General features: G+C 58.0%; 20 protein-coding genes and 1 tRNA gene. 7 read left to right on the plus strand and 14 right to left on the minus strand.

Going from position 1 to position 18886, the window contains the following annotated elements:
* Positions 1-4 precede the first annotated feature (4 nt).
* From GTP46_RS11475 to GTP46_RS11490, 4 genes are all read left to right on the plus strand, one after another.
* Entirely contained in the window at positions 5-424 is a 420-nt protein-coding gene (locus tag GTP46_RS11475; protein ID WP_161006760.1) for a hypothetical protein, read from the plus strand.
* A gap of 221 nt (positions 425-645) precedes the next feature.
* Entirely contained in the window at positions 646-1149 is a 504-nt protein-coding gene (locus tag GTP46_RS11480; RefSeq protein WP_161006761.1) for a hypothetical protein, read from the plus strand.
* 252 nt (positions 1150-1401) lie between these two features.
* Positions 1402-1647, plus strand: a complete 246-nt coding sequence (locus GTP46_RS11485; protein WP_161006762.1) for a hypothetical protein — start codon at positions 1402-1404, stop codon at positions 1645-1647.
* Positions 1648-1717: 70 nt separating this feature from the next.
* Complete coding sequence (locus GTP46_RS11490) at positions 1718-2260, plus strand: type II toxin-antitoxin system HicB family antitoxin (protein WP_161006763.1); 543 nt, start codon at positions 1718-1720, stop codon at positions 2258-2260.
* Positions 2261-2559: 299 nt separating this feature from the next.
* On the opposite strand, the gene GTP46_RS11495 is transcribed toward GTP46_RS11490, so the two are convergent.
* From GTP46_RS11495 to ybiB, 9 genes are all read right to left on the minus strand, one after another.
* A complete protein-coding gene (locus GTP46_RS11495; RefSeq protein WP_161006764.1) occupies positions 2560-3765 on the minus strand; it encodes a tyrosine-type recombinase/integrase in 1206 nt (401 codons plus the stop codon).
* A gap of 102 nt (positions 3766-3867) precedes the next feature.
* Positions 3868-3946 (minus strand) — tRNA-Ile (locus tag GTP46_RS11500).
* Positions 3947-4016: 70 nt separating this feature from the next.
* Positions 4017-6260, minus strand: coding sequence for an RNA polymerase sigma factor RpoD (gene rpoD, locus GTP46_RS11505; protein ID WP_161006765.1), 2244 nt, complete (start codon positions 6258-6260; stop codon positions 4017-4019).
* A gap of 431 nt (positions 6261-6691) precedes the next feature.
* Entirely contained in the window at positions 6692-8488 is a 1797-nt protein-coding gene (dnaG, locus tag GTP46_RS11510; RefSeq protein WP_161006766.1) for a DNA primase, read from the minus strand.
* An 88-nt stretch (positions 8489-8576) separates the two neighbouring features.
* Complete coding sequence (locus GTP46_RS11515; protein WP_161006767.1) at positions 8577-9026, minus strand: GatB/YqeY domain-containing protein; 450 nt, start codon at positions 9024-9026, stop codon at positions 8577-8579.
* A gap of 128 nt (positions 9027-9154) precedes the next feature.
* A complete protein-coding gene (gene rpsU, locus GTP46_RS11520) occupies positions 9155-9367 on the minus strand; it encodes a 30S ribosomal protein S21 (RefSeq protein ID WP_008451879.1) in 213 nt (70 codons plus the stop codon).
* 129 nt (positions 9368-9496) lie between these two features.
* Positions 9497-10093 (minus strand): FxDxF family PEP-CTERM protein, encoded by a 597-nt coding sequence (locus GTP46_RS11525; RefSeq protein ID WP_161006768.1) that lies wholly within the window; start codon positions 10091-10093, stop codon positions 9497-9499.
* A gap of 135 nt (positions 10094-10228) precedes the next feature.
* On the minus strand, positions 10229-11434 hold the full coding sequence (locus GTP46_RS11530; protein WP_161006769.1) for a BaiN/RdsA family NAD(P)/FAD-dependent oxidoreductase: 1206 nt from the start codon (positions 11432-11434) through the stop codon (positions 10229-10231).
* Between the two features lie 34 nt (positions 11435-11468).
* Positions 11469-12452 (minus strand): DNA-binding protein YbiB, encoded by a 984-nt coding sequence (gene ybiB / locus GTP46_RS11535; RefSeq protein WP_161006770.1) that lies wholly within the window; start codon positions 12450-12452, stop codon positions 11469-11471.
* A gap of 76 nt (positions 12453-12528) precedes the next feature.
* Here ybiB and GTP46_RS11540 point away from each other — a divergent pair, with 76 nt between their 5' ends.
* Positions 12529-13587, plus strand: a complete 1059-nt coding sequence (locus GTP46_RS11540; RefSeq protein WP_161006771.1) for a 3-deoxy-7-phosphoheptulonate synthase — start codon at positions 12529-12531, stop codon at positions 13585-13587.
* 71 nt (positions 13588-13658) lie between these two features.
* On the opposite strand, the gene GTP46_RS11545 is transcribed toward GTP46_RS11540, so the two are convergent.
* Positions 13659-13964, minus strand: a complete 306-nt coding sequence (locus tag GTP46_RS11545; RefSeq protein ID WP_229258908.1) for a Rieske (2Fe-2S) protein — start codon at positions 13962-13964, stop codon at positions 13659-13661.
* Between the two features lie 172 nt (positions 13965-14136).
* On the opposite strand from GTP46_RS11545, the gene tsaD reads away from it, so the two are divergent.
* A complete protein-coding gene (gene tsaD, locus GTP46_RS11550; RefSeq protein ID WP_161006772.1) occupies positions 14137-15177 on the plus strand; it encodes a tRNA (adenosine(37)-N6)-threonylcarbamoyltransferase complex transferase subunit TsaD in 1041 nt (346 codons plus the stop codon).
* On the opposite strand, the gene GTP46_RS11555 is transcribed toward tsaD, so the two are convergent.
* Both GTP46_RS11555 and GTP46_RS11560 read right to left on the minus strand, forming a co-directional pair.
* A complete protein-coding gene (locus GTP46_RS11555; RefSeq protein WP_161006773.1) occupies positions 15174-15359 on the minus strand; it encodes a hypothetical protein in 186 nt (61 codons plus the stop codon). The genes tsaD and GTP46_RS11555 overlap by 4 nt on opposite strands.
* A 177-nt stretch (positions 15360-15536) precedes the next feature.
* On the minus strand, positions 15537-16463 hold the full coding sequence (locus GTP46_RS11560) for a LysR family transcriptional regulator (RefSeq protein WP_161006774.1): 927 nt from the start codon (positions 16461-16463) through the stop codon (positions 15537-15539).
* Positions 16464-16571: 108 nt separating this feature from the next.
* Here GTP46_RS11560 and GTP46_RS11565 point away from each other — a divergent pair, with 108 nt between their 5' ends.
* Positions 16572-17423, plus strand: a complete 852-nt coding sequence (locus tag GTP46_RS11565; RefSeq protein ID WP_161006775.1) for an oxidoreductase — start codon at positions 16572-16574, stop codon at positions 17421-17423.
* On the opposite strand, the gene GTP46_RS11570 is transcribed toward GTP46_RS11565, so the two are convergent.
* Complete coding sequence (locus tag GTP46_RS11570) at positions 17420-18595, minus strand: metal-dependent hydrolase (protein WP_161006776.1); 1176 nt, start codon at positions 18593-18595, stop codon at positions 17420-17422. The two genes, GTP46_RS11565 and GTP46_RS11570, sit on opposite strands and share 4 nt — an antisense overlap.
* Positions 18596-18886, minus strand: a complete 291-nt coding sequence (locus GTP46_RS11575) for a DUF427 domain-containing protein (protein WP_161006777.1) — start codon at positions 18884-18886, stop codon at positions 18596-18598.

Raw genomic sequence — 18886 nt, forward strand, 5'->3', positions numbered from 1 at the left:
CAATATGAATCAAATCAAACTGAATCCTTCTCGAAAAACTTCTGGCGCCCTGCTTGTCAACGTGCTCGTGAACGACAAACTGGTCTTCGCGACTGCCAGCGGTCAACAGCTAGCATGTGCTGTACACGAAATCGGTATCAAGAGCTTCGTGCAGCTCAGTGACGAAATCCTGGGAGCGAAAAGCAATCAAGACAATCCACGTCAAACAATAGAAGACCAAATCTTCTGGCATGACGTGTTAGTGGGATTCGTTGACTTGCAATCCCGACCGGATACGAAGAACAGCGCTGAGTACCAATTTGTAGCAAGCATCTTGCCGAGCTATCTCGTAAGCAGCGAGCTACGCGCAACGCCATCCTGCTCGGAAACTGCCCAAACATACTTTAGGCAGTTCGTTACATATCCGCCGCTTAACACGCATTAGCCTTTTTCGGACTCAGCCAGGCTGTGCTGGATATCGCTCGCGGCGCCTGACGTCGACAAATAAGCATGGAACATGAGCCTCCAAAATAACAGTTTTTTGGAGAATTAATAATTTGACATCTAAGTTGCCTTGAAGTATTGTTACTACCCCTCGGCTCCAAAACGCGCGCCTGGGACTGAAAGCTAAACAAACTTCACGAACCACAAATTAAACGGAAAACAATGAACACTATCAACCAAATCAACACCCAACATCACTGCGCAAAAAGCACCACTCCGTATAACGATGAAGCTTTCCAAAATATGCTCAATCTAGACTACGTGTTGCGAGTGCTCACGTCAGTATTTCCACACTCTATGTTTTCCACACAGGTTGTAAACGCGCAATATCTGCACTTTAATGAATTCTATCGAGTGAATAACCACAGAATTCATATGGGTCGCCTAAGCGACAGCGACGCAGCCGTAACACACTTCGTTGAGTGGTTCGTTATCTGCCATATCCAATACAAACTCAACGCCCCAGACAATCAACCGTACGACGAATTAGCAGTGCTAGTCCAGCAGTTGGTACGAGAAAATTTCACACGGATTAAAGGTCTGTTGGCCACGTTCCTCCCTGAAGAACTCAACGACATAATTCAGCGCCATAACTACGCAAAGGATATGAATACTCTGCAAAAGCTGCTCAGCGCATCAAGCGCACTCGTCAAGAAGCCCCACTGATAGCCAGAAAGTAAGCTTAGTGGGGAAGGCTGCAACGAAACGAGTGAGTGCATAGAGAAAAGCAAACCAAGACCGCCCTGTGCGGTCTTTTTTTATGCCAGGAAGCGCCGTGCTTTCCCAGCAAAGCAATGGCAATAAGGCCCCGTTTAAAACGAATGCCTACACTTTACAGGTCAGTAGACGCCACACGATTCCATTTGACGTTCTGCTGCCTAACCCAACTTCAAATTCACACTGACAACCGGAGAAGAAATGAGCTTTATCGCTCCCACCCCATGCAACATCGATACCGTCAATGCTGCGCTCGTAGCCGCAGGTTATGACGACGTCGATATTTTCTATGACCCATACAACTCAAACAACGTAAGCGTTAGCTATCGAAACGACGAACATAGTCCATCCATTTATCAAAAGCAAACGACTCGATATTCAACCGCAAAGCAATGGGCGGAGGATTTGGAAGCGGGACACTTCCGACTCAAGCGCGAAACCGAGTGAGGCCCTCCGTAAGCACAAGCGAATCGAGCTGCGGCATCGTAGCTCATCAACCAATCTCTGAAAGACAAACATGAAGCAAACAAAAAAAGACGAATTTGGCAATGACATTTATTGGTACGTTTTAGGCGACGAAATTAACGAATGGGTTGAGTCTCTGCGAGACGTCTTTGACCCAGTCCCCTTAGAGCACTTCGCTGCATCAGTGAAATGCGACCTAGATACACAATACGACTTCGCGAGGTCGCAACTTGATTTCGTATCAGAGCAACTTGCTGATGTAGACGTCGTCACGGTCCTCTTTGAACAGTATATGGACCGACTCCCGAAATTCTCTGGCAAGTACATTGCGTCCTGTCCTGAGTTGATTTGGGGCGCCGGAAATACAGAAGAGGAATGCATCGCTGACGCTAAACACTGGTTGGAGGGTAACAATGGTGCACCCATGAGTTTATCCGAAGCCGAGATAGAACTTCACGAGGCTACTGACCGCGCCTACCTCGCGGTCAAAGAATACGGTGCAGACGCCGAGCGTCACATCGTTAAGCTCTTCGGTGGCTGGACCGTGAAATCGAAATACTTCCACGTCTCGGAGTTGCCAGGGACCGTTGACTAATTAAAGCTAAAGCCATTGATGCCGCACTTTCAGCGCTGAAAGTGCGGCTCATACTTTAAGTGCCTTCCTCTACTCCCCCCACCAATGCTGGCGTAACACGAGCCCGGCAATTCCACATTGCGTGTTGAGCGAGCCCTCCGCCTTGCTCGTACCATCCATTGTGAACTCCCCTAGTCCTCCAGGCGGAAGCAGAATCGCATATCATCCGCATGTCCTAGTTCGTTGGCAAGCATATCAACGGCATCCTACCGTCCAACAAAGCACCGCTACACGCGGCGTTAAAACGGACTGGAACACCATCAAGCATCCAGCAGTGGCACCGTCACGGCGCTAGTGCGCTCACCCTTTGCAGCTTTCTTAACCGCTTCAATCTGCTCACGCGACGCCCCCAACCGCTGCATCGTTCCATAGAGCTCATCGTCGGTAATAACACTCGCGTGTTTGTCGAGCACCTGACGAATTTCGTCGGCCGTAGACAGCCCCTCATCATAGATTTCGATGGCCTGCGTGCTATGGTGGCCTGTCTGTTTTCGAATTGTCGAATACTCCAGGCCAGTTTCGATTGCGCGGGAGATGAACTCTCGCCGCATGGCTTGGGAGTGATAAGACTTCTCAATCACGCCCAGCTTCCGCAGGGCATTTACACCAGACGTGTAGTTGTAACGGACGTAGACCTTTTTACCTTCCGACTCTGCCCGACTGAGAGTGGAAAAAACGAATTCAGATTCAATCCCCGCCGTTTTGTAATAGCGAATCTGCGAATTAAATAGGCTAACAGCATCCCGGACCAAGTGAATTAAACGGTCCTCAGCTTTGTATTTGGTATTGCGGAAGGTGAGCTCACTACGATGCAAATTCAAATCCGCGCGTTTAAGCCCTGCAAGCTCTCCTGGTCTACAGCCCAGGAAGCGCAAAATTAAAGCAAATCGCGCAGCTTCTGAAAGACGTGGGTCATCGCCGCGAGTTACTGAGCGAAGCCCAGCGACTTCGATACCTGGCACCCTGCGCTTTCGCTTAGCTTGGGCAGGCCGGTCAATCTGTCGAATAAAGTTCGCCTGAACGATTTTGCGCTGTTTTGCGAATGCGACTGCCGCCGACAACGCGGCGACCTCTAAACGTACGCTGGTGCTCGATAACTTCTTCTTTGTCCTGGACGAAATAGTGGTGCTTCGTTTATCGATGTAGTCGTAGACCAGCGAGGTGGAATTTTGTAGATTGAGCAGCGAGTACTCTCCCAACTCGGCGAGGACGGGCTTAATGCGGCTTGCCTCAGTATTTTGGGTTTTTTCGGCTTTCTGAAGGAAGGACTGCGACTGGCTGTAGCGCTCCCAGACATCCGACAACGTCAGGTTTGCCGCTTGGTCCACAGGCTTATGCTCACCTTTGACTTTCGCCTCAGCGCCTTCAGCGGCCGACCGATTTGGAAAGACTTTGTCGAACTTGGGAAATCCCTTGCGGCGGACTTGAACGCGAAATTTGCCGTTTGGTAAAGCAACAATTGACATGGATAAACCCGGTAGTTTTGGTCATGTGCAAAGAATTGCACACCGGATTGCACATGGTCAAGGAAAAAGGACTTAGGTTTTCACCTAAGTCCTTGATTTTATTGGTAGGCCCTCGCGGAGTCGAACCGCGCACCAAAGGATTATGAGTCCTCTGCTCTAACCAGGCATGAGCTAAGGGCCCGAAGGGTGTTGCTTGTACGGCGCTGCGCCGAGGCCGCGAGCATAAGCCCCGCCTCGGCCCGCGTCAAGTCTTAGTTACCTTCCAGGAAGCTCTTCAGCTTGTCCGAACGGCTCGGGTGACGCAGCTTGCGTAAGGCTTTGGCTTCGATCTGGCGGATGCGCTCGCGCGTCACGTCAAACTGTTTGCCCACCTCTTCCAACGTGTGGTCGGTTGACATTTCGATACCAAAACGCATGCGCAGCACTTTGGCTTCGCGCGGCGTCAGGGAATCGAGCACGTCTTTAACCACGCCGCGCATCGAGGCGTGCAGGGCCGCGTCGGACGGCGCCAGAGTGTTGTTGTCCTCAATGAAATCGCCCAGATGCGAATCGTCGTCGTCGCCGATCGGCGTCTCCATCGAAATCGGCTCTTTGGCGATCTTCATGATCTTGCGGATCTTGTCCTCTGGCATCTCCATCTTGATGGCCAGCGTGGCTGGATCCGGCTCCGCGCCCGTTTCTTGGAGGATCTGGCGCGAGATGCGGTTCATCTTGTTGATGGTTTCGATCATGTGCACCGGAATACGGATGGTGCGCGCCTGGTCGGCGATCGAGCGGGTGATGGCTTGGCGGATCCACCACGTTGCATAGGTCGAGAACTTGTAGCCGCGACGGTATTCAAACTTGTCCACCGCCTTCATCAGGCCGATGTTGCCTTCCTGGATCAGATCGAGGAATTGCAGGCCGCGGTTGGTGTATTTCTTCGCAATCGAAATAACCAAGCGCAAGTTGGCCTCGGTCATTTCGCGCTTGGCCTTGCGCGCCTTCATTTCACCAGCCGCCATTTGACGGTTGATGTTGCGCAAATCCGGCAGCGGCAGCACCACGCGCGCTTGCAGGTCGATCAGGCGCTGCTGCAGTTCCTTGATCGTTGGAATGTTACGGCCCAGGATAGCGCTGTAGGCGTGACCGGCAGCCACTTCACCATCCACCCAGTCCAGATTGGTTTCATTGCCCGGGAACACTTTGATGAAGTGGGCGCGCGGCATGCCGCACTTGTTGACGGCCACATCCAGAATCTGCTTCTCGATGTGACGCACTTCGTCCACCTGGCCACGCAGGGTGTCACACAGCTTCTCGACCACTTTGGCGGTGAAGCGGATGCCCAGCAGTTCTGCCGAGATCGCTTCCTGCGCTTTGACGTAGGCCTTGGAGTTGTAGCCTTCCTTCTCGAAGGCGCGGCGCATTTTGTCGAATTGCAGGGAGATGACGTCGAATTTCCCCAGCGAGGCGTTTTTCAACGCTTCCAGCTGTTCCGCCGAGTAGCCCGCCGCAGCGCCTGATGGGCTGGCATCTTCCTCTTCCTCTTCTTCCTCTTCTTCCTCTTCCTCTTCGTCATCGTCGTCATCGGAAGACGCGGCGGCTGCAGCCGGTGGGGCGTCTTCGTTGTCGTCGACCAAGCCGTCGACGATTTCGTCGATCTTGATTTCGTCGGCGCGGATGCGGTCAGAGGCGGCGATGATTTCTGCAATCGTCACCGGGCAGGCGGAAATCGCCTGGATCATGTCTTTCAGGCCGTCTTCGATGCGCTTGGCGATTTCGATTTCGCCCTCGCGGGTCAGCAGTTCAACCGAGCCCATTTCACGCATATACATGCGGACCGGGTCGGTGGTACGGCCGAAATCGGAATCGACGGTGGACAGCGCCGCTTCGGCAGCCGCCTCGGCTTCGTCATCGCTGGTGACGGTGGCAACATTGTCAGACAGCAGCAGCGTCTCGGCATCAGGTGCGTGCTCGTAGACGGCAATGCCCATGTCGTTGAAGGTGCCGATGATGCCTTCGATCGCTTCCGGATCAACAATGTTGTCCGGCAAGTGGTCGTTGATCTCGGCGTAGGTCAGGAAGCCACGTTCCTTACCGAACTTGATCAGGGTCTTGAGTTTCTGGCGGCGGCGCTCGAGCTCTTCCTCGGTCGCTTCCGTATCCGACGAGAAAGCGTCCTTGAGCAGGGCCTTTTCCTTGGCCTTGCGGTCCTTGGCCTTGGCCTTGTCGACCGCCTTCAGCTCGGCGCGTTCGACCGCGTTGAGCGCGGCGACTTCGTCGTTTTCAGGCTGGAATTCTTTGGGTTTACGTCCGCGCCGGCCCGGCACTTTGACCGAAGGCAGCACATAACCCGAGGTATCGATCGCGGCCAATGCAGCGGCGTCTGTGGTCTGGCTGACCGCAGGCGGTTGGCTGGCTACGCGCGTCTCCGGCTTGTCCGCAGTTTTCGCGGATTTTGCGCTTACTTTAGTCGGCTTTACAGCCGCTTTGGATTCAGGTTTCTTGATTGGCACAGGCGCTTTCGATTACGGATAAAGTTTCGATCCTTCTGGGATCACTACGTCTTCGAACTTGCCGACTACACAAGTCCGACAATACTACGACTTACTTACACCTGGGTCAGGCCGACCGAGTCTTATAGAATTCCAAAGAATTCTACTGCATCAGACACGTGCGTGGGGGCAAGAAACCGTGACTCGGTTAGGGAGCAAACAGACTCGTTGCTCAACCGAAGCTGGCCCTGGCCGCCGACGCCCGTCCATCTGCGTCGATCAAGAGCCTAACTCACTGAAAACAAACACACTCTGAACAGAAAAACGATGCCAAAAATTACAACACTTAGCGTTTTATTATAGCACGTCACTTTTCAATTTCCAGAGGGAAGACCGGTGTCTCTCCCTGTGGAATAGTGACAGAAACATTACGACACAAACATCCTACAACTTTAGCGGGCTGGCAACTCTGCCTGGGCCTCGCGCAACAGCTGATCTTGCTGAGCAGTTAACTCGCGGTAGCGCACGCCAATCTCATCCGACGTCAGCCCGGCCGAGAATAGCTGACTGAGCTCCTGCTTGAGCGCGTCGGTCTTGACTTGGCGAATAGCGGCCCGCAGCACCAGACGCTCGGTGTCGCGCTCGGACTCCGGCTCCTTGACGATTTCGCCGATGATGCGGTCGTACTCCTCGCCTTGCGACTTCAAATGCTGCGCAAATGCCGCGAAATTGCCACTTTCGCCCAGCATCTGCGCCGAAGCGACCAGCTGCGCTAGGCGCTCGCCCGATTCCGCCCCGAAGAACTGGAACGCAGTCAGCGCGGCCTCATCGACTTCCAGCGCCAGCGCCGGGTGCGCGACCAGCAGGCGCACGATCTGCAATTCCAGCCCTTTCGGTTGCGGCCGGCCGCTTTTCGGCGGTGCGATCTTGGCCGGCGCCGTCGGTTTTGACAGCTCGAACAGCGACTCAATCTCGTAAGTCGAGGTCATGCTGACCTGCGCCAGCGCGTGCACGATTTGCAAGCGCAGTGCCGTTGGCGTCATCGCCTGCAGCATCGGCTTGGCGTCGAACTGCGCGCGCGCCCGGCCTTCCGGGGTACTCATATCATGCTCGCCTATCGCTTCCTTGATCAGGAATTGCGACAGCGGCATGGCTTCGTGTATCTCTTGCTCGAAGGCTTCATTACCGTATTCACGCACATAGCTGTCCGGGTCGTGCTCGGTCGGCAGGAACAGGAACTTGATGGTCTTGTTGTCCGTAACGTGCGGCAGACAAGCTTCCAGCGCGCGCCGTGCGGCGCGACGGCCGGCCTTGTCGCCGTCGAAACTGAAGATCACTGTGTCGGTCTGGCGCAACAGCTTTTGCACGTGGTTGGTGGTGCAAGCCGTGCCCAGCGTGGCGACTGCCTGCGGGAAACCCATCTGCGCCAGCGCCACCACGTCCATATAGCCTTCCGTCACCAGCACGTAGCCCGCATCGCGGATCGCCTGGCGCGCTTCGAACAAGCCATACAGCTCGTGACCCTTTGAAAATAAAGGCGTTTCCGGGGAATTCAAGTATTTCGGTTCGCCGTGGTCCAACACCCGGCCGCCGAAAGCAATCACCTGCCCCTTGGTATTTTTGATCGGGAACATGACGCGCTCGCGGAAGCGGTCGTAGCGTTTCTTGTTGCTGCCGTCTTCATCCACCTTGTCGATCACCAGGCCGGACTCGGCCAGCACTACGGCATCGTATTCCGGGAACACGGAACGCAGGTTGTCCCAGCCGGTTGGCGCGTAGCCAAGGCCAAAGCGAGCGGCGATTTCGCCTGTCAGGCCGCGGTTTTTCAGGTAGGCGATGGCGTTGGGCGCGCTACGCAATTGCAGCTTGAAGAAGTCGCTGGCGCGGGTCATGGCCTCGGTCAGCGCCATGGTCTGGGCCTGCATCTGAGCGCGCTGCGCCGGCGGAATCTTGTCGTCCTGCTCAGGCACCACCATGCCGACGCCTTGCGCCAGCTCTTTGACGGCATCGACAAAACCCATGCCGGAGTATTCGATCATGAAGCCGATCGAGGTGCCATGCGCGCCGCAACCGAAGCAGTGGTAGAACTGCTTGGTCGGACTCACCGTGAAGCTGGGCGATTTTTCGCTATGAAACGGGCACAGCCCCATGAAATTCGCGCCGCCTTTTTTCAGCTGCACATAACGTCCGACAACGTCGACGATATCGACGCGGTTCAACAAATCGGCGATAAAAGATTGTGGGATCACAGGGCTGGACGGTCTTTGTTATGGATCAGACTATACCGCCGCCGTTGACGCGACCTTGAGGTGCATCAAACGGCGGCGGCGAACTACTTTAGGCTGGGGTCAGCGCTTTTTTCACCAGGGCGGACACCACGGTCATGTCGGCGCGGCCAGCCAGCTTCGGCTTGACGATACCCATGACTTTGCCCATATCCTGCGGACCAGCGGCGCCCAAAGCGGCCACGGCAGCAGCAACTTCAGCAGCGATTTCTTCGTCCGACAGGCCGGCAGGCATGTAGGCGCTCAGCACCACCAGTTCGGCTTTTTCGATATCAGCCAGGTCAGCACGACCACCAGCTTCGAACTGGGTGATCGAATCCTTGCGCTGCTTGATCATTTTTTCAATGATGGTAACGGTTTGCTCATCGCTGACTTCGATCCGCTCGTCCACTTCCTTGCGCTTGATTTCCGCCAGGATCAGGCGGATGGTCGCCAGGCGACCGGCTTCCTTGGCGCGCATGGCGTTTTTCATGTCTTCGGTGATTTGTGCTTTCAAGCCCATGAGTTTCTTTCGGAAAATAGTGGAGTAAAAATGCGAAAACCCGCGCAGGCTCGAAAGCCGGAGCGGGTATTCTCTTAGATGCCGCTAAACACAACCGGCATAGGCCAGGTTGGCTTGCGTAAGCAATCTTAGAAGAGTTTTTTCGGCAGCTGTTGGCTGCGGATGCGCTTGTAGTGACGCTTAACAGCAGCAGCCAGCTTACGCTTGCGTTCTGCGGTTGGCTTTTCGTAGAACTCGCGTGCGCGCAGTTCGGTCAGCAGGCCGGTTTTTTCGATGGTGCGCTTGAAGCGACGCATTGCGACTTCGAACGGCTCGTTTTCTTTAAGGCGAATAGTGGTCATGTAAATTCAAACCGTTGGAGGTTATAGGAAGAAAGAGATCATAGCACCATTTTTAAGCAAATGGAAGCCCCCGTTTGGTTTGCAGGACGGGGGCTGTTGCCAAAATGCCGGCGCCAGAGGCGCGCAAACTCAGGCTTTGCGGCGACGTGCGACGAAACCTACCAGACCCAGGCCAGCCATCAGCATGCCGTAGGTTGCTGGCTCAGGTACAGCCGATACGTTCAGGCTGACGTTGTCGATGAAGGCCGAGGTGTCGCCGTGATCCTGGGTCAGGCCCTGGAAGCTCAGCGTGTGCGCGCCAGCGCCCAGCGTGATCGACGAGGTGGAGAAGTTACCCCAGGCGGTAGAAGCAGCTGGGAAGGTGCCCAGATTATTGCCATCCAGAGTCACGCTGACCACTTGGCCGGCGTTGTAGCCCGAACGCAAGGCCATATCGAAGTTGATGCTGTACACGCCGCCAACGTCGCTGGTGAAGGTTTGCGAGATCGATGCGGCGGTCTGCAGCACGGCGAAATAATCGCCGCTGGCGGTCACGCCATTCCATGCGGTGTAGTTATGCGATACCGCACCACCACCGGTAAAGCTCCAGCCCGACGCGACATTGCCATAGGCATAGCCGTTACCGACGGTGTTGTCTTCAAAGCTGGCGTTGGTCAGCGATGGGACGGCAGCAAAGGCGCTGGTGCTCAGCAGGCCAACAACCGCAGCGGCGATTAGTTTTTTCATGTTATCTCCAGGGGATCAAGGGTAGAAACTCAACCACTTGATCTTGTTGAAATAACATGTCAAGTGTCTTAAGCGCAATCTAAGTATTCATAATGCAAGATCAATGAATTCATGTCAAGAAAATTATTATAATTTCTATACGGCAAGACCGGCCGCCACGCCCGATGCCCATGCCCACTGGAAGTTGTAACCGCCCAGCCAGCCTGTCACATCCACCGCTTCGCCGATGAAATACAGGCCCGGGACTTTGGTCGCCATCATGGTTTGCTGCGACAGTTCGCGGGTGTCGATGCCGCCGCGCGTGACTTCGGCCTTCTTGTAACCCTCGGAGCCATTCGGGGTGAGCGACCATTGATTGATGGCGGCGCCCAGCTTGCGCAGCTGCGCATCCGGCATATCGGCCAGGCGGGCGTCCAGCGCGAAACCATGGGCCAACAGCAAGCCCTCCGCCAGTCGCGCCGGTAGCCATTGCGACAGCACATTGCCCAGCTGCTTCTTGATGGTGCCCTTGCCTTCGATCAGGGTGGCCGCCAGGTCCAGCTCCGGCAACAGGTTGATCACAATCGGCGTGCCCGGCTGCCAGTAGGAGGAGATTTGCAGGATCGCCGGGCCAGACAGGCCGCGGTGGGTGAACAGAAGATCTTCGCGGAAGCGCCCGCCGGTCGGGTTACGGCCTTTCAGCGAGCCGGTTTCCACATCCACTTCCAGCGCGATGCCGGACATTTCTACGAACGGCGCCCATTGCTCGGCGTCGAAGGTCAGCGGCACCAGTGCCGGGCGCGGCTCGACCATGCGCAGGTCGAACTGGGCGGCGATGCGGTAGCCGAAGTCGGTTGCGCCGATTTTCGGGATCGACAGGCCGCCAGTGGCAATCACCACGCTTGGCGCTTCGATGCTGCCGCTGTCGGTTTCCAGCACAAAGCCTTCTGCCGTTTGCTCCAGCGACTCAACCTTGCACGGCATGCGCCAGTGGACGTCGCCGCCGGCGCATTCGTCTTTCAGCATCTCGATAATCTGCTCGGCGGAATCATCGCAGAACAACTGGCCGCGATGTTTCTCGTGGTAGCCGATGCGGTGTTTCTTCACCAGCGCGACGAAATCGGCCGGCGTGTAGCGCGACAAGGCGCTCTTGCAGAAGTGCGGATTCTCCGACAGGAAGTTGGCCGGGCCGGCGTTCACGTTGGTGAAGTTGCAGCGGCCACCGCCCGAGATGCGAATCTTCTCGGCCAGCTTGGTAGCATGGTCGATCAGCACCACGCGCAGTCCACGCTGGGCTGCCGTCGCTGCGCACATCATTCCGGCCGCGCCCGCGCCGATTACCGCTACATCAAACTTTGCCATGATTTTCCCGTCGTTTCAGTGAAGGGGCGAGATTTTACGCTATTGGCTCACTCACATGCTGGCGCGAGGCCACGGTGCGCGAAACCAGCAGGCACTGGGCTACCTGTTCTGCGATCGGCGGCGGCACCGCTACGTCGCCATCCAGCACCGACTTGATCCATGCAGCGGTAGTGGCTGCGTCCTTATTTTCCGGCAGCAGCGGCAGCTCGCCGACCAGCGTCTGCTTGGGCACCAGCGTCGTGCGCAGGGTGCCGTGGAACCAATCGATCTGCTGCGCCTTGTTGGCGTTGGCCACGGTCTCGCCTTCGGTGCCGCGCATCAGGAAAGCATCTCCACGATCGTGCGGGGCGGCAGTGGTGAAGTATTCGCCCAGCATTTCCAGATATTCCGGGTGGGTGTACGACACCAGCCGCAGCGCCGGTCCTGCAAACGGCTGCATGATCTTGACCAGCGTATGCGTCGAGTTGCGCACACCCAGTTTGCGCCGCAGCGACAGCAGATAAGCCAGCTTCGGCGCCATGGTCTCAATAGTGATGAAGGCCGGCTTGCGCTGCGACATGGCCTCCTCCGCCTCCGAACGGTGACGCGCAGCCGGCACGCCCAGCTCGGCAAACACTTCCGCCGTGGCCACGCGACCAAGATCAGTCGCCACGCCGTGCACCAGCACCGGCACACCCTCGCGCGCCAGCAGCATGGCCAGCAGCGGCGTCAGGTTGGCCATCTTGCGAGCGCCGTTGTAAGTCGGGATGACCACCGGCGCGAACTGGCCGGGTGGCCCATTGAACGGTTCAAACGCTGCTTCCGCCGCATCGAGGAAACCGGCAATCTCCTCCACCGACTCGCCCTTGATGCGCATCGACAGCAAGATGCCGCCCAGCTCCAGATCGGAAACGCGGCCGTCCAGCATGGCTTGGTACAGGTCATGGGCATCCGCACGGGTCATGCTGCGGGCGCCGTTCTTGCCGCGACCAATTTCTTTGATGAAACGTGCGGCTGGGAAAGGTTCAAATGTGGTCATGGCAGCAAGCTTAAACCACCAAGGCGCATTTCGGCTACACTATCTGGCTCCCGAAAATGAAACTAATGTAGAGATCATGATTTCCCCAGATATTGAAAACGTCAACGTCACCTCGTTTGCTCCGATGCCGTCGCCGGAAGCCTTGCACAGCAAGCTGCCGCTGACCGATCTGGCTTCCGAGACCGTGATGCAAGGCCGCGAAGCCCTGCGCAACATCATCGACCGCAAAGACAAGCGCCTGTTCGTGGTGGTCGGCCCATGCTCGATCCACGACCCGGTCGCCGGCCTGGATTACGCCCGCCGCCTGAAAGCACTGCAAGCCGAAGTGGCCGACACCATGCTGCTGGTCATGCGCGTGTATTTCGAAAAGCCGCGCACCACCACCGGCTGGAAGGGTTATATCAACGACCCGGACATGGACGATTCCTTCCGCGTCAACGTCGGCATGGAAAAAGCCCGCCAGTTCCTGCTGGACGTGTGCGAACTGGGCCTGCCTACCGCCACCGAAGCGCTGGACCCGATCTCGCCGCAATACCTGGGCGACCTGATCGCCTGGACCGCCATCGGCGCCCGCACCACCGAATCGCAGACCCACCGCGAGATGTCGTCCGGCCTGTCGACCCCGGTCGGCTTCAAGAACGGCACCGACGGCGATATCAGCATTGCCATCAACGCCATCCTGTCGTCGGCGCACCCGCACTCCTTCCTGGGCATCAACGCACAGGGCAATGTGTCGATCGTGCGTACCCGTGGCAACGCCTACGGCCACGTGGTGCTGCGCGGCGGCGATGGTCGTCCGAACTACGATTCGGTGTCGATCGCGATTGCCGAACAGTCGCTGGCCAAGGCCAAGTTGCCGGCCAACCTGGTAGTCGACTGCTCGCACGCCAACAGCTACAAGAAGCCGGAACTGCAACCGCTGGTGATGGCCGACGTCATCCACCAGATCGTGCAGGGCAACAAGTCGCTGGTGGGCGTGATGATTGAATCGAACATCGTCGGCGGCAACCAGAAGATTCCGGCGGACCTGAGCCAGCTGGTCTACGGCTGCTCGGTCACCGACGGCTGCATCGATTGGGACACCACCGAAAAGATGCTGCGCGACGCGCACCAGCAGCTGAAGAACCGCCCCTGAGCCCGTCGCTCCCGCGCAGGCGGGAGCCCATGCTGAGTATGGATTCCCGCGTACGCGGGAATGACGTTGCGCTAGTAGCAGTACGCTACAAGACTGGTGGCCACGCCAAATTGCCCCGCCAGCGCCGCTTCGGCCTTGCTGGCGGGCGCACTCAGTTCATCGAGGTCGAGATAGACCTTCACGCCCTCCACCTTCACCGAATAACGCCGCGAGCGATCGCAGTCGAGCACGGCATGCACGCTTTCTTCGCCGGTGCGGAACAAAGCCACGCCCGGTAACTCCTGCCACGCCAGCCCGCGCGGCACCAGGCGCACGCCACCGCCCAGCGGTACATCCTTCAATTTGCAGATCAGTTTCCAGTGTCTGTCCATCGCCATGCCCTCCCCTTGCCTGCATGAAGCAAAAGCGATGCCATTCAAAACAACATGAAATCCTGTCCATTTGGCAAAATTGCGCACCCGGCCAGTGCGGCCCGGTCCTGCGCTGGTGCATGCTTGCACGCCATTTCCATTACAATGGCGGATTCCCCTTTTGATTTCTGCTGCTTCCATGATCGTTCTTGGCGTTGAATCCTCCTGTGACGAAACCGGCCTTGCGCTGTACGACACGCAATCAGGCCTGCTTTCCCACGCCCTGCATTCGCAGGTCGCCATGCACGAGGAATACGGTGGCGTGGTGCCGGAACTCGCCTCGCGCGACCACATCCGCCGCGCCATCCCGCTGCTGACGCAGACGCTGGAACAAGCCGGCAAATCGCTCAACGATATCGACGCCATCGCCTACACCCAAGGTCCTGGCCTGGCTGGCGCGCTGCTGGTCGGTTCGTCGGTGGCATGCAGCCTCGGTCTGGCATTGGATAAGCCCGTGCTGGGCGTGCACCACCTCGAAGGCCACTTGCTGTCGCCGCTGCTAGCCTCGGAGCCGCCGGAGTTTCCGTTTATCGCCCTACTGGTCTCGGGCGGCCACACCCAGCTGATGCGGGTAGATGGCGTCGGCCAGTACACCCTGCTGGGCGAAACGCTGGATGACGCGGCTGGCGAAGCCTTCGACAAATCGGCCAAGCTGCTGGGCCTCGGCTATCCGGGCGGTCCGGCGATTTCGCGTCTGGCTGAATTCGGCGATCCGCTGGCCTACAAGTTGCCGCGCCCGATGATGCACACCAAGGATTTCAACTTCAGCTTCTCCGGCCTGAAAACGGCGGTGCTAACGGTGGTGAAGAACCATGAGGAAAAGATCGTCGCCAATATCTGCGAGCAGGACAAGGCCAACATCGCGCGCGGCTTCGTCGATGCGATTGTGGAAGTGCTGACGGCGAAATGCGTGTCCGCACTCAAGCACACCGGCCTGAAGCGGCTGGTGATTGCGGGCGGCGTGGGCGCGAATTCACAGCTGCGCGCTTCGTTGAACGCGGCGGCAGCCAAGAAGAAGTTCAAGGTCTACTACCCAGAACTGGAATTTTGCACCGATAACGGCGCGATGATCGCCTTCGCCGGGGCCATGCGTTTGATGATTAACCCGGACGCAGCAAAGAAAGACTACTCATTCAACGTGCGGCCGCGCTGGCCGCTCGATGAACTCAGAGTTATTTAACTCTGGGCGAACGCCATCCCGGCGAGGACGGCCAAGCCGACCAGCGGGATCAGGTATTTAGCTTTGCCGCTCCCCAGGCTAACGCCTTGGGCGGCAATGCGTTCGCTGCGCAGGCGATGATCATCGGCCGGCGATTCGTGTTGCACTACGGTTTTGTTGTCTTTTTCAGTTACGGTATTCATAACAGCCTCCATAGTCGTCGATCTTCTTCCTTTCTGGAGGGCAATGCAATTGTTGTGCCAACCAAATAGGCGGAAAGTGGCCTATACAGCTTGATTTTAGGTGCTTTTGTGGTGAAGCAGCCACACAGTACAACGCATCAGGCACCATTTCCGTGCACACGCGCGCATTCAAGCAATTCAGCGTCCTTTGACCGCGCGCCGCTGCGCCTGCAGCCGCAACGGCGCCTGCCCGGCCACAAAATCGATGAAGTGCCGCACCCGCAGCGGCATCTGAGTTCGCTGCGGGTAGTACATGAACACGCCGTTGTTGGCGGTGATGGTAGAAGTCAGCAACGGGACCAGCGCGCCGCTGGCCAGTTCGCGCTCGATCATAAAAATCGGCATCTGGCCGATACCCATGCCGTTCATCACCGCCGTCAACTCCCCTTCCACCGTATTGAAACTGGCGACGATCGGTACATCCTGATAGACCGTGGCGCCATCGACGTGGAATTCCCACGGCAGCAAGCGGCCCGTATTCGGCTGGCGGAAGCCGGTGCAGCGATGAGCGGCCAGGTCGGCCATCTTCTTGGGCGTGCCGTGCTGTTTGAGGTAAGACGGCGCGGCGCAAGTCAGCAGCGTCATCTCGCCCAGCTTGCGCGAAATGAGATTACGCTCGGGCGGACTGCCGGCGCGGAAGCCGACATCGATCTTGCTTTCCACCAGATCGGTGAAATGGTCGTCCAGCTGCATGTCGAAATGGGCGCCGGGGTAGCGCTGCTGGAATTCGTGCAGCAGCGGCACGATGATGGCCGTGCCGATCGACATGGGCGCCGCAATGCGGATCAAGCCTTCTACATCGAGACGGCTGCTCTGGATCTGCTCCAGCGCATCATCCAGCAGGCGCAGGCCGGGATTGGCCAGCTCGAACAGCCGCGCGCCCTCGTCGGTGAGGCTGAGGCTGCGCGTGGTGCGATGGAACAGGCGCACGCCGAGATGCTCTTCCAGCTGCCGCACCGCCTTGCTGACGGCTTGCGGCGTCAGGCCGGCATCCACCGCCGCCTGGCTGAAACTCTTGGCGCGCACCACGCCTATAAACAAACTGATGACCCGCGCTTTATCCATGATATTTACAACCAAAAGGTGAAAATCAAACAGCTTTCCTATGGCTAGTGTAGCAGGTGACGGAAGCCTAAACTGGGCTCCATCAACTCACATCGAAAGGAAAACATCATGAACAAAGTATGGTTTATTACCGGTGCATCGCGCGGCTTCGGCGTACTGACGGCACAAAAAGCACTTGAACGCGGCGACTTCGTAGTGGCTACCGCACGCGATCCGCAAACCGTCATCGCCGCGCTGGGCGAGCATCCCAACCTGCTGGCACTGCGTCTGGATGTGAAACTGGAAGCGCAAGCCATCACCGCCGCGCAGCAAGCGGTGGCGCGCTTCGGCCGCATCGACGTGTTGGTCAACAACGCCGGCTACGGCTTGCTGGGTGCAGTGGAGGAAGCCAACGCCGAGGAAGTGCGTGCGCTGTACGAGACCAACGTCTTCGGCCTGCTCAACGTCAGCCGCGCCGTGCTGCCGGTGATGCGCAAACAAGGCAGCGGCCATGTGATGAACATCTCGTCGGTGGGCGGCTACTCATCGTATGCCGGCTGGGGCGTGTACGGTTCGACCAAGTTTGCGGTGGAAGGTTTGAGCGAGGCGATGACGATGGAACTGGAACCGCTGGGCATCAAAGTGACGGTGGTGGAGCCGGGCTTCTTCCGCACTGACTTCCTCGATGCGACCTCGCTGGTGTCCACGCGTGAGCGCATCGAATCCTACGCCGCCACGGTTGGCGCGATGCGTGACTTCGCGGCCGGTGCCAATCACGCGCAGCCGGGCGATCCGCTCAAGCTGGCCGGCGCCCTGCTGCAACTGGCCGACAGCGACACGCCGCCGACTCGTTTGCAATTGGGCTCGGACACGGTGGCACGCGTGCGCGCCAAAAACCAGCACGTGGAAAAAGAGATGGCCGAATGGCTGGACGTCGCCCTCTCCACCGACCATGACGACGTGCAGAAAAAATCCGCCTAAAACAGGTCAGCACGCGGATAGCTCCATGCCGGCACGCCTTGCGGGCATGGAGCTTTTTCGTTCACTTGTAGCGAAGTGAAATTCCCGCGCGGCGTGGTGGCAAAGCGGTAATCGGACAGCACGCCGTCAGCCAGGATCGGCATGCGGCCGAAGCGCAGCCAGGCATCGACATGGCAGCTGCTCGCCTTCAATGCGCGCAGCTCCTGCAGGCTGCCGCTCACCGTCTGCACCGGCTCGCGCAGGCCGGCGGGACACGCATCCGCAGCCAGCCAGTCAGGCGCCACGCTGGTGACACCGCGCCGCAAGCGATACTGCGCGCCATTGCTGGCGATTCTGACATAGGCCCAGCACAGCGGCTGCGACGGGAACGCCGTCATCGCCACATCCAGCACGCGCGACGAAGGATCGGCGCGCTGCAACTCCGCCTCAATCTGCGCCCGGCCCGCGTGTGACGCCGCGCCTTGCACCGCGATGAACGCCACGCTGACACCCAGCGCCAGCAGCAAACCACCACGTCCCTGCTCGCCCGCACGCCACTGTGCAAAGCCGCAAGCAGCAGCAATCACCAGCAGCGCCGCAAACGACATCCACCCGATATAAGCACGCGCCGCAAAGAACACCAGCACCGCGAACAAAGCCAGCAAGCCAGCCACGCGCAGCCAGCGCCAGCGCATGATGAGCGCCATCGGCACACCAATCGCCACCCAGAACAACGGCTCAATAATGAACACCATATCGCCGTAGAACCAGCGCCCATCGAACGGATACCACGGATGCACACCATACGAATTGGTGAAGTCCATCAGCAAATGCAGCGCCAAACCGATGCCCACACTGAGCGCCAACCCAAGTCGCGCCGGCCTGCTAGCACGCAGCAGCGCACGCGCCGACGGCCAGCAAAGCCACAGCAACGCCGCCAGCAGCAACGCCTGCGGCACGGCCGACAACACCGTATGCGTATGCCCGCGATGATTGAGCAGATAGCCCAAAGGATCGGGCAATAGCTTGGTCAGGAAAAGATCGAGATCCGGAAAATTACTGGCCAGCGCACACGCCACCAACAACAGCCGATGGCGCACGCGCTGCGCCATCGAGTCCGCCTCCGCAGGCAGACTGCGATGCACTACCTCGCCCACGCCAAAGCCGATAATGCTGTGGGTGATGTTATCCAACTAGCGCTGCACCTCAACGCCACGCCAGAAAGCCACGTGGTCCTTGATCTGCGCCGCCTTCTCGGAAGGCTCCGGGTAGTACCACGCGGCGTTCTCGTTGATCTTGCCGTCCACGTTCAACGAGTAGTAGCTGGCCAAGCCTTTCCACGGACAACGCGAGGTGTGGCTGCTGGCCTGCAGGTATTCCCGCTTCACACTGGAAGGCGGGAAGTAGACATTGTTCTCCACGATTTGAACCTGGTCGTCGCTCGCCTGCGCGATGACGACACCATTCCAGCTTGCAGTAGGCAT

It is taken from the genome of Duganella flavida, assembly GCF_009857445.1.
GTDB classification, from domain to species: Bacteria; Pseudomonadota; Gammaproteobacteria; order Burkholderiales; family Burkholderiaceae_D; genus Rugamonas; species Rugamonas flavida.

Coding starts and splice junctions, on each gene's coding strand:
- GTP46_RS11495 (WP_161006764.1), bottom strand. CDS start 3,765: ATGTCAATTGTTGCTTTACCAAACGGCAAATTTCGCGTTCAAGTCCGC.
- rpsU (WP_008451879.1), bottom strand. CDS start 9,367: ATGACCACTATTCGCCTTAAAGAAAACGAGCCGTTCGAAGTCGCAATG.
- GTP46_RS11490 (WP_161006763.1), top strand. CDS start 1,718: ATGAAGCAAACAAAAAAAGACGAATTTGGCAATGACATTTATTGGTAC.
- GTP46_RS11565 (WP_161006775.1), top strand. CDS start 16,572: ATGAACAAAGTATGGTTTATTACCGGTGCATCGCGCGGCTTCGGCGTA.
- GTP46_RS11545 (WP_229258908.1), bottom strand. CDS start 13,964: ATGGCGATGGACAGACACTGGAAACTGATCTGCAAATTGAAGGATGTA.
- GTP46_RS11485 (WP_161006762.1), top strand. CDS start 1,402: ATGAGCTTTATCGCTCCCACCCCATGCAACATCGATACCGTCAATGCT.
- ybiB (WP_161006770.1), bottom strand. CDS start 12,452: ATGACCACATTTGAACCTTTCCCAGCCGCACGTTTCATCAAAGAAATT.
- tsaD (WP_161006772.1), top strand. CDS start 14,137: ATGATCGTTCTTGGCGTTGAATCCTCCTGTGACGAAACCGGCCTTGCG.
- GTP46_RS11525 (WP_161006768.1), bottom strand. CDS start 10,093: ATGAAAAAACTAATCGCCGCTGCGGTTGTTGGCCTGCTGAGCACCAGC.
- GTP46_RS11475 (WP_161006760.1), top strand. CDS start 5: ATGAATCAAATCAAACTGAATCCTTCTCGAAAAACTTCTGGCGCCCTG.
- GTP46_RS11540 (WP_161006771.1), top strand. CDS start 12,529: ATGATTTCCCCAGATATTGAAAACGTCAACGTCACCTCGTTTGCTCCG.
- GTP46_RS11515 (WP_161006767.1), bottom strand. CDS start 9,026: ATGGGCTTGAAAGCACAAATCACCGAAGACATGAAAAACGCCATGCGC.
- GTP46_RS11480 (WP_161006761.1), top strand. CDS start 646: ATGAACACTATCAACCAAATCAACACCCAACATCACTGCGCAAAAAGC.
- GTP46_RS11555 (WP_161006773.1), bottom strand. CDS start 15,359: ATGAATACCGTAACTGAAAAAGACAACAAAACCGTAGTGCAACACGAA.
- GTP46_RS11560 (WP_161006774.1), bottom strand. CDS start 16,463: ATGGATAAAGCGCGGGTCATCAGTTTGTTTATAGGCGTGGTGCGCGCC.
- GTP46_RS11575 (WP_161006777.1), bottom strand. CDS start 18,886: ATGCCTACTGCAAGCTGGAATGGTGTCGTCATCGCGCAGGCGAGCGAC.
- GTP46_RS11530 (WP_161006769.1), bottom strand. CDS start 11,434: ATGGCAAAGTTTGATGTAGCGGTAATCGGCGCGGGCGCGGCCGGAATG.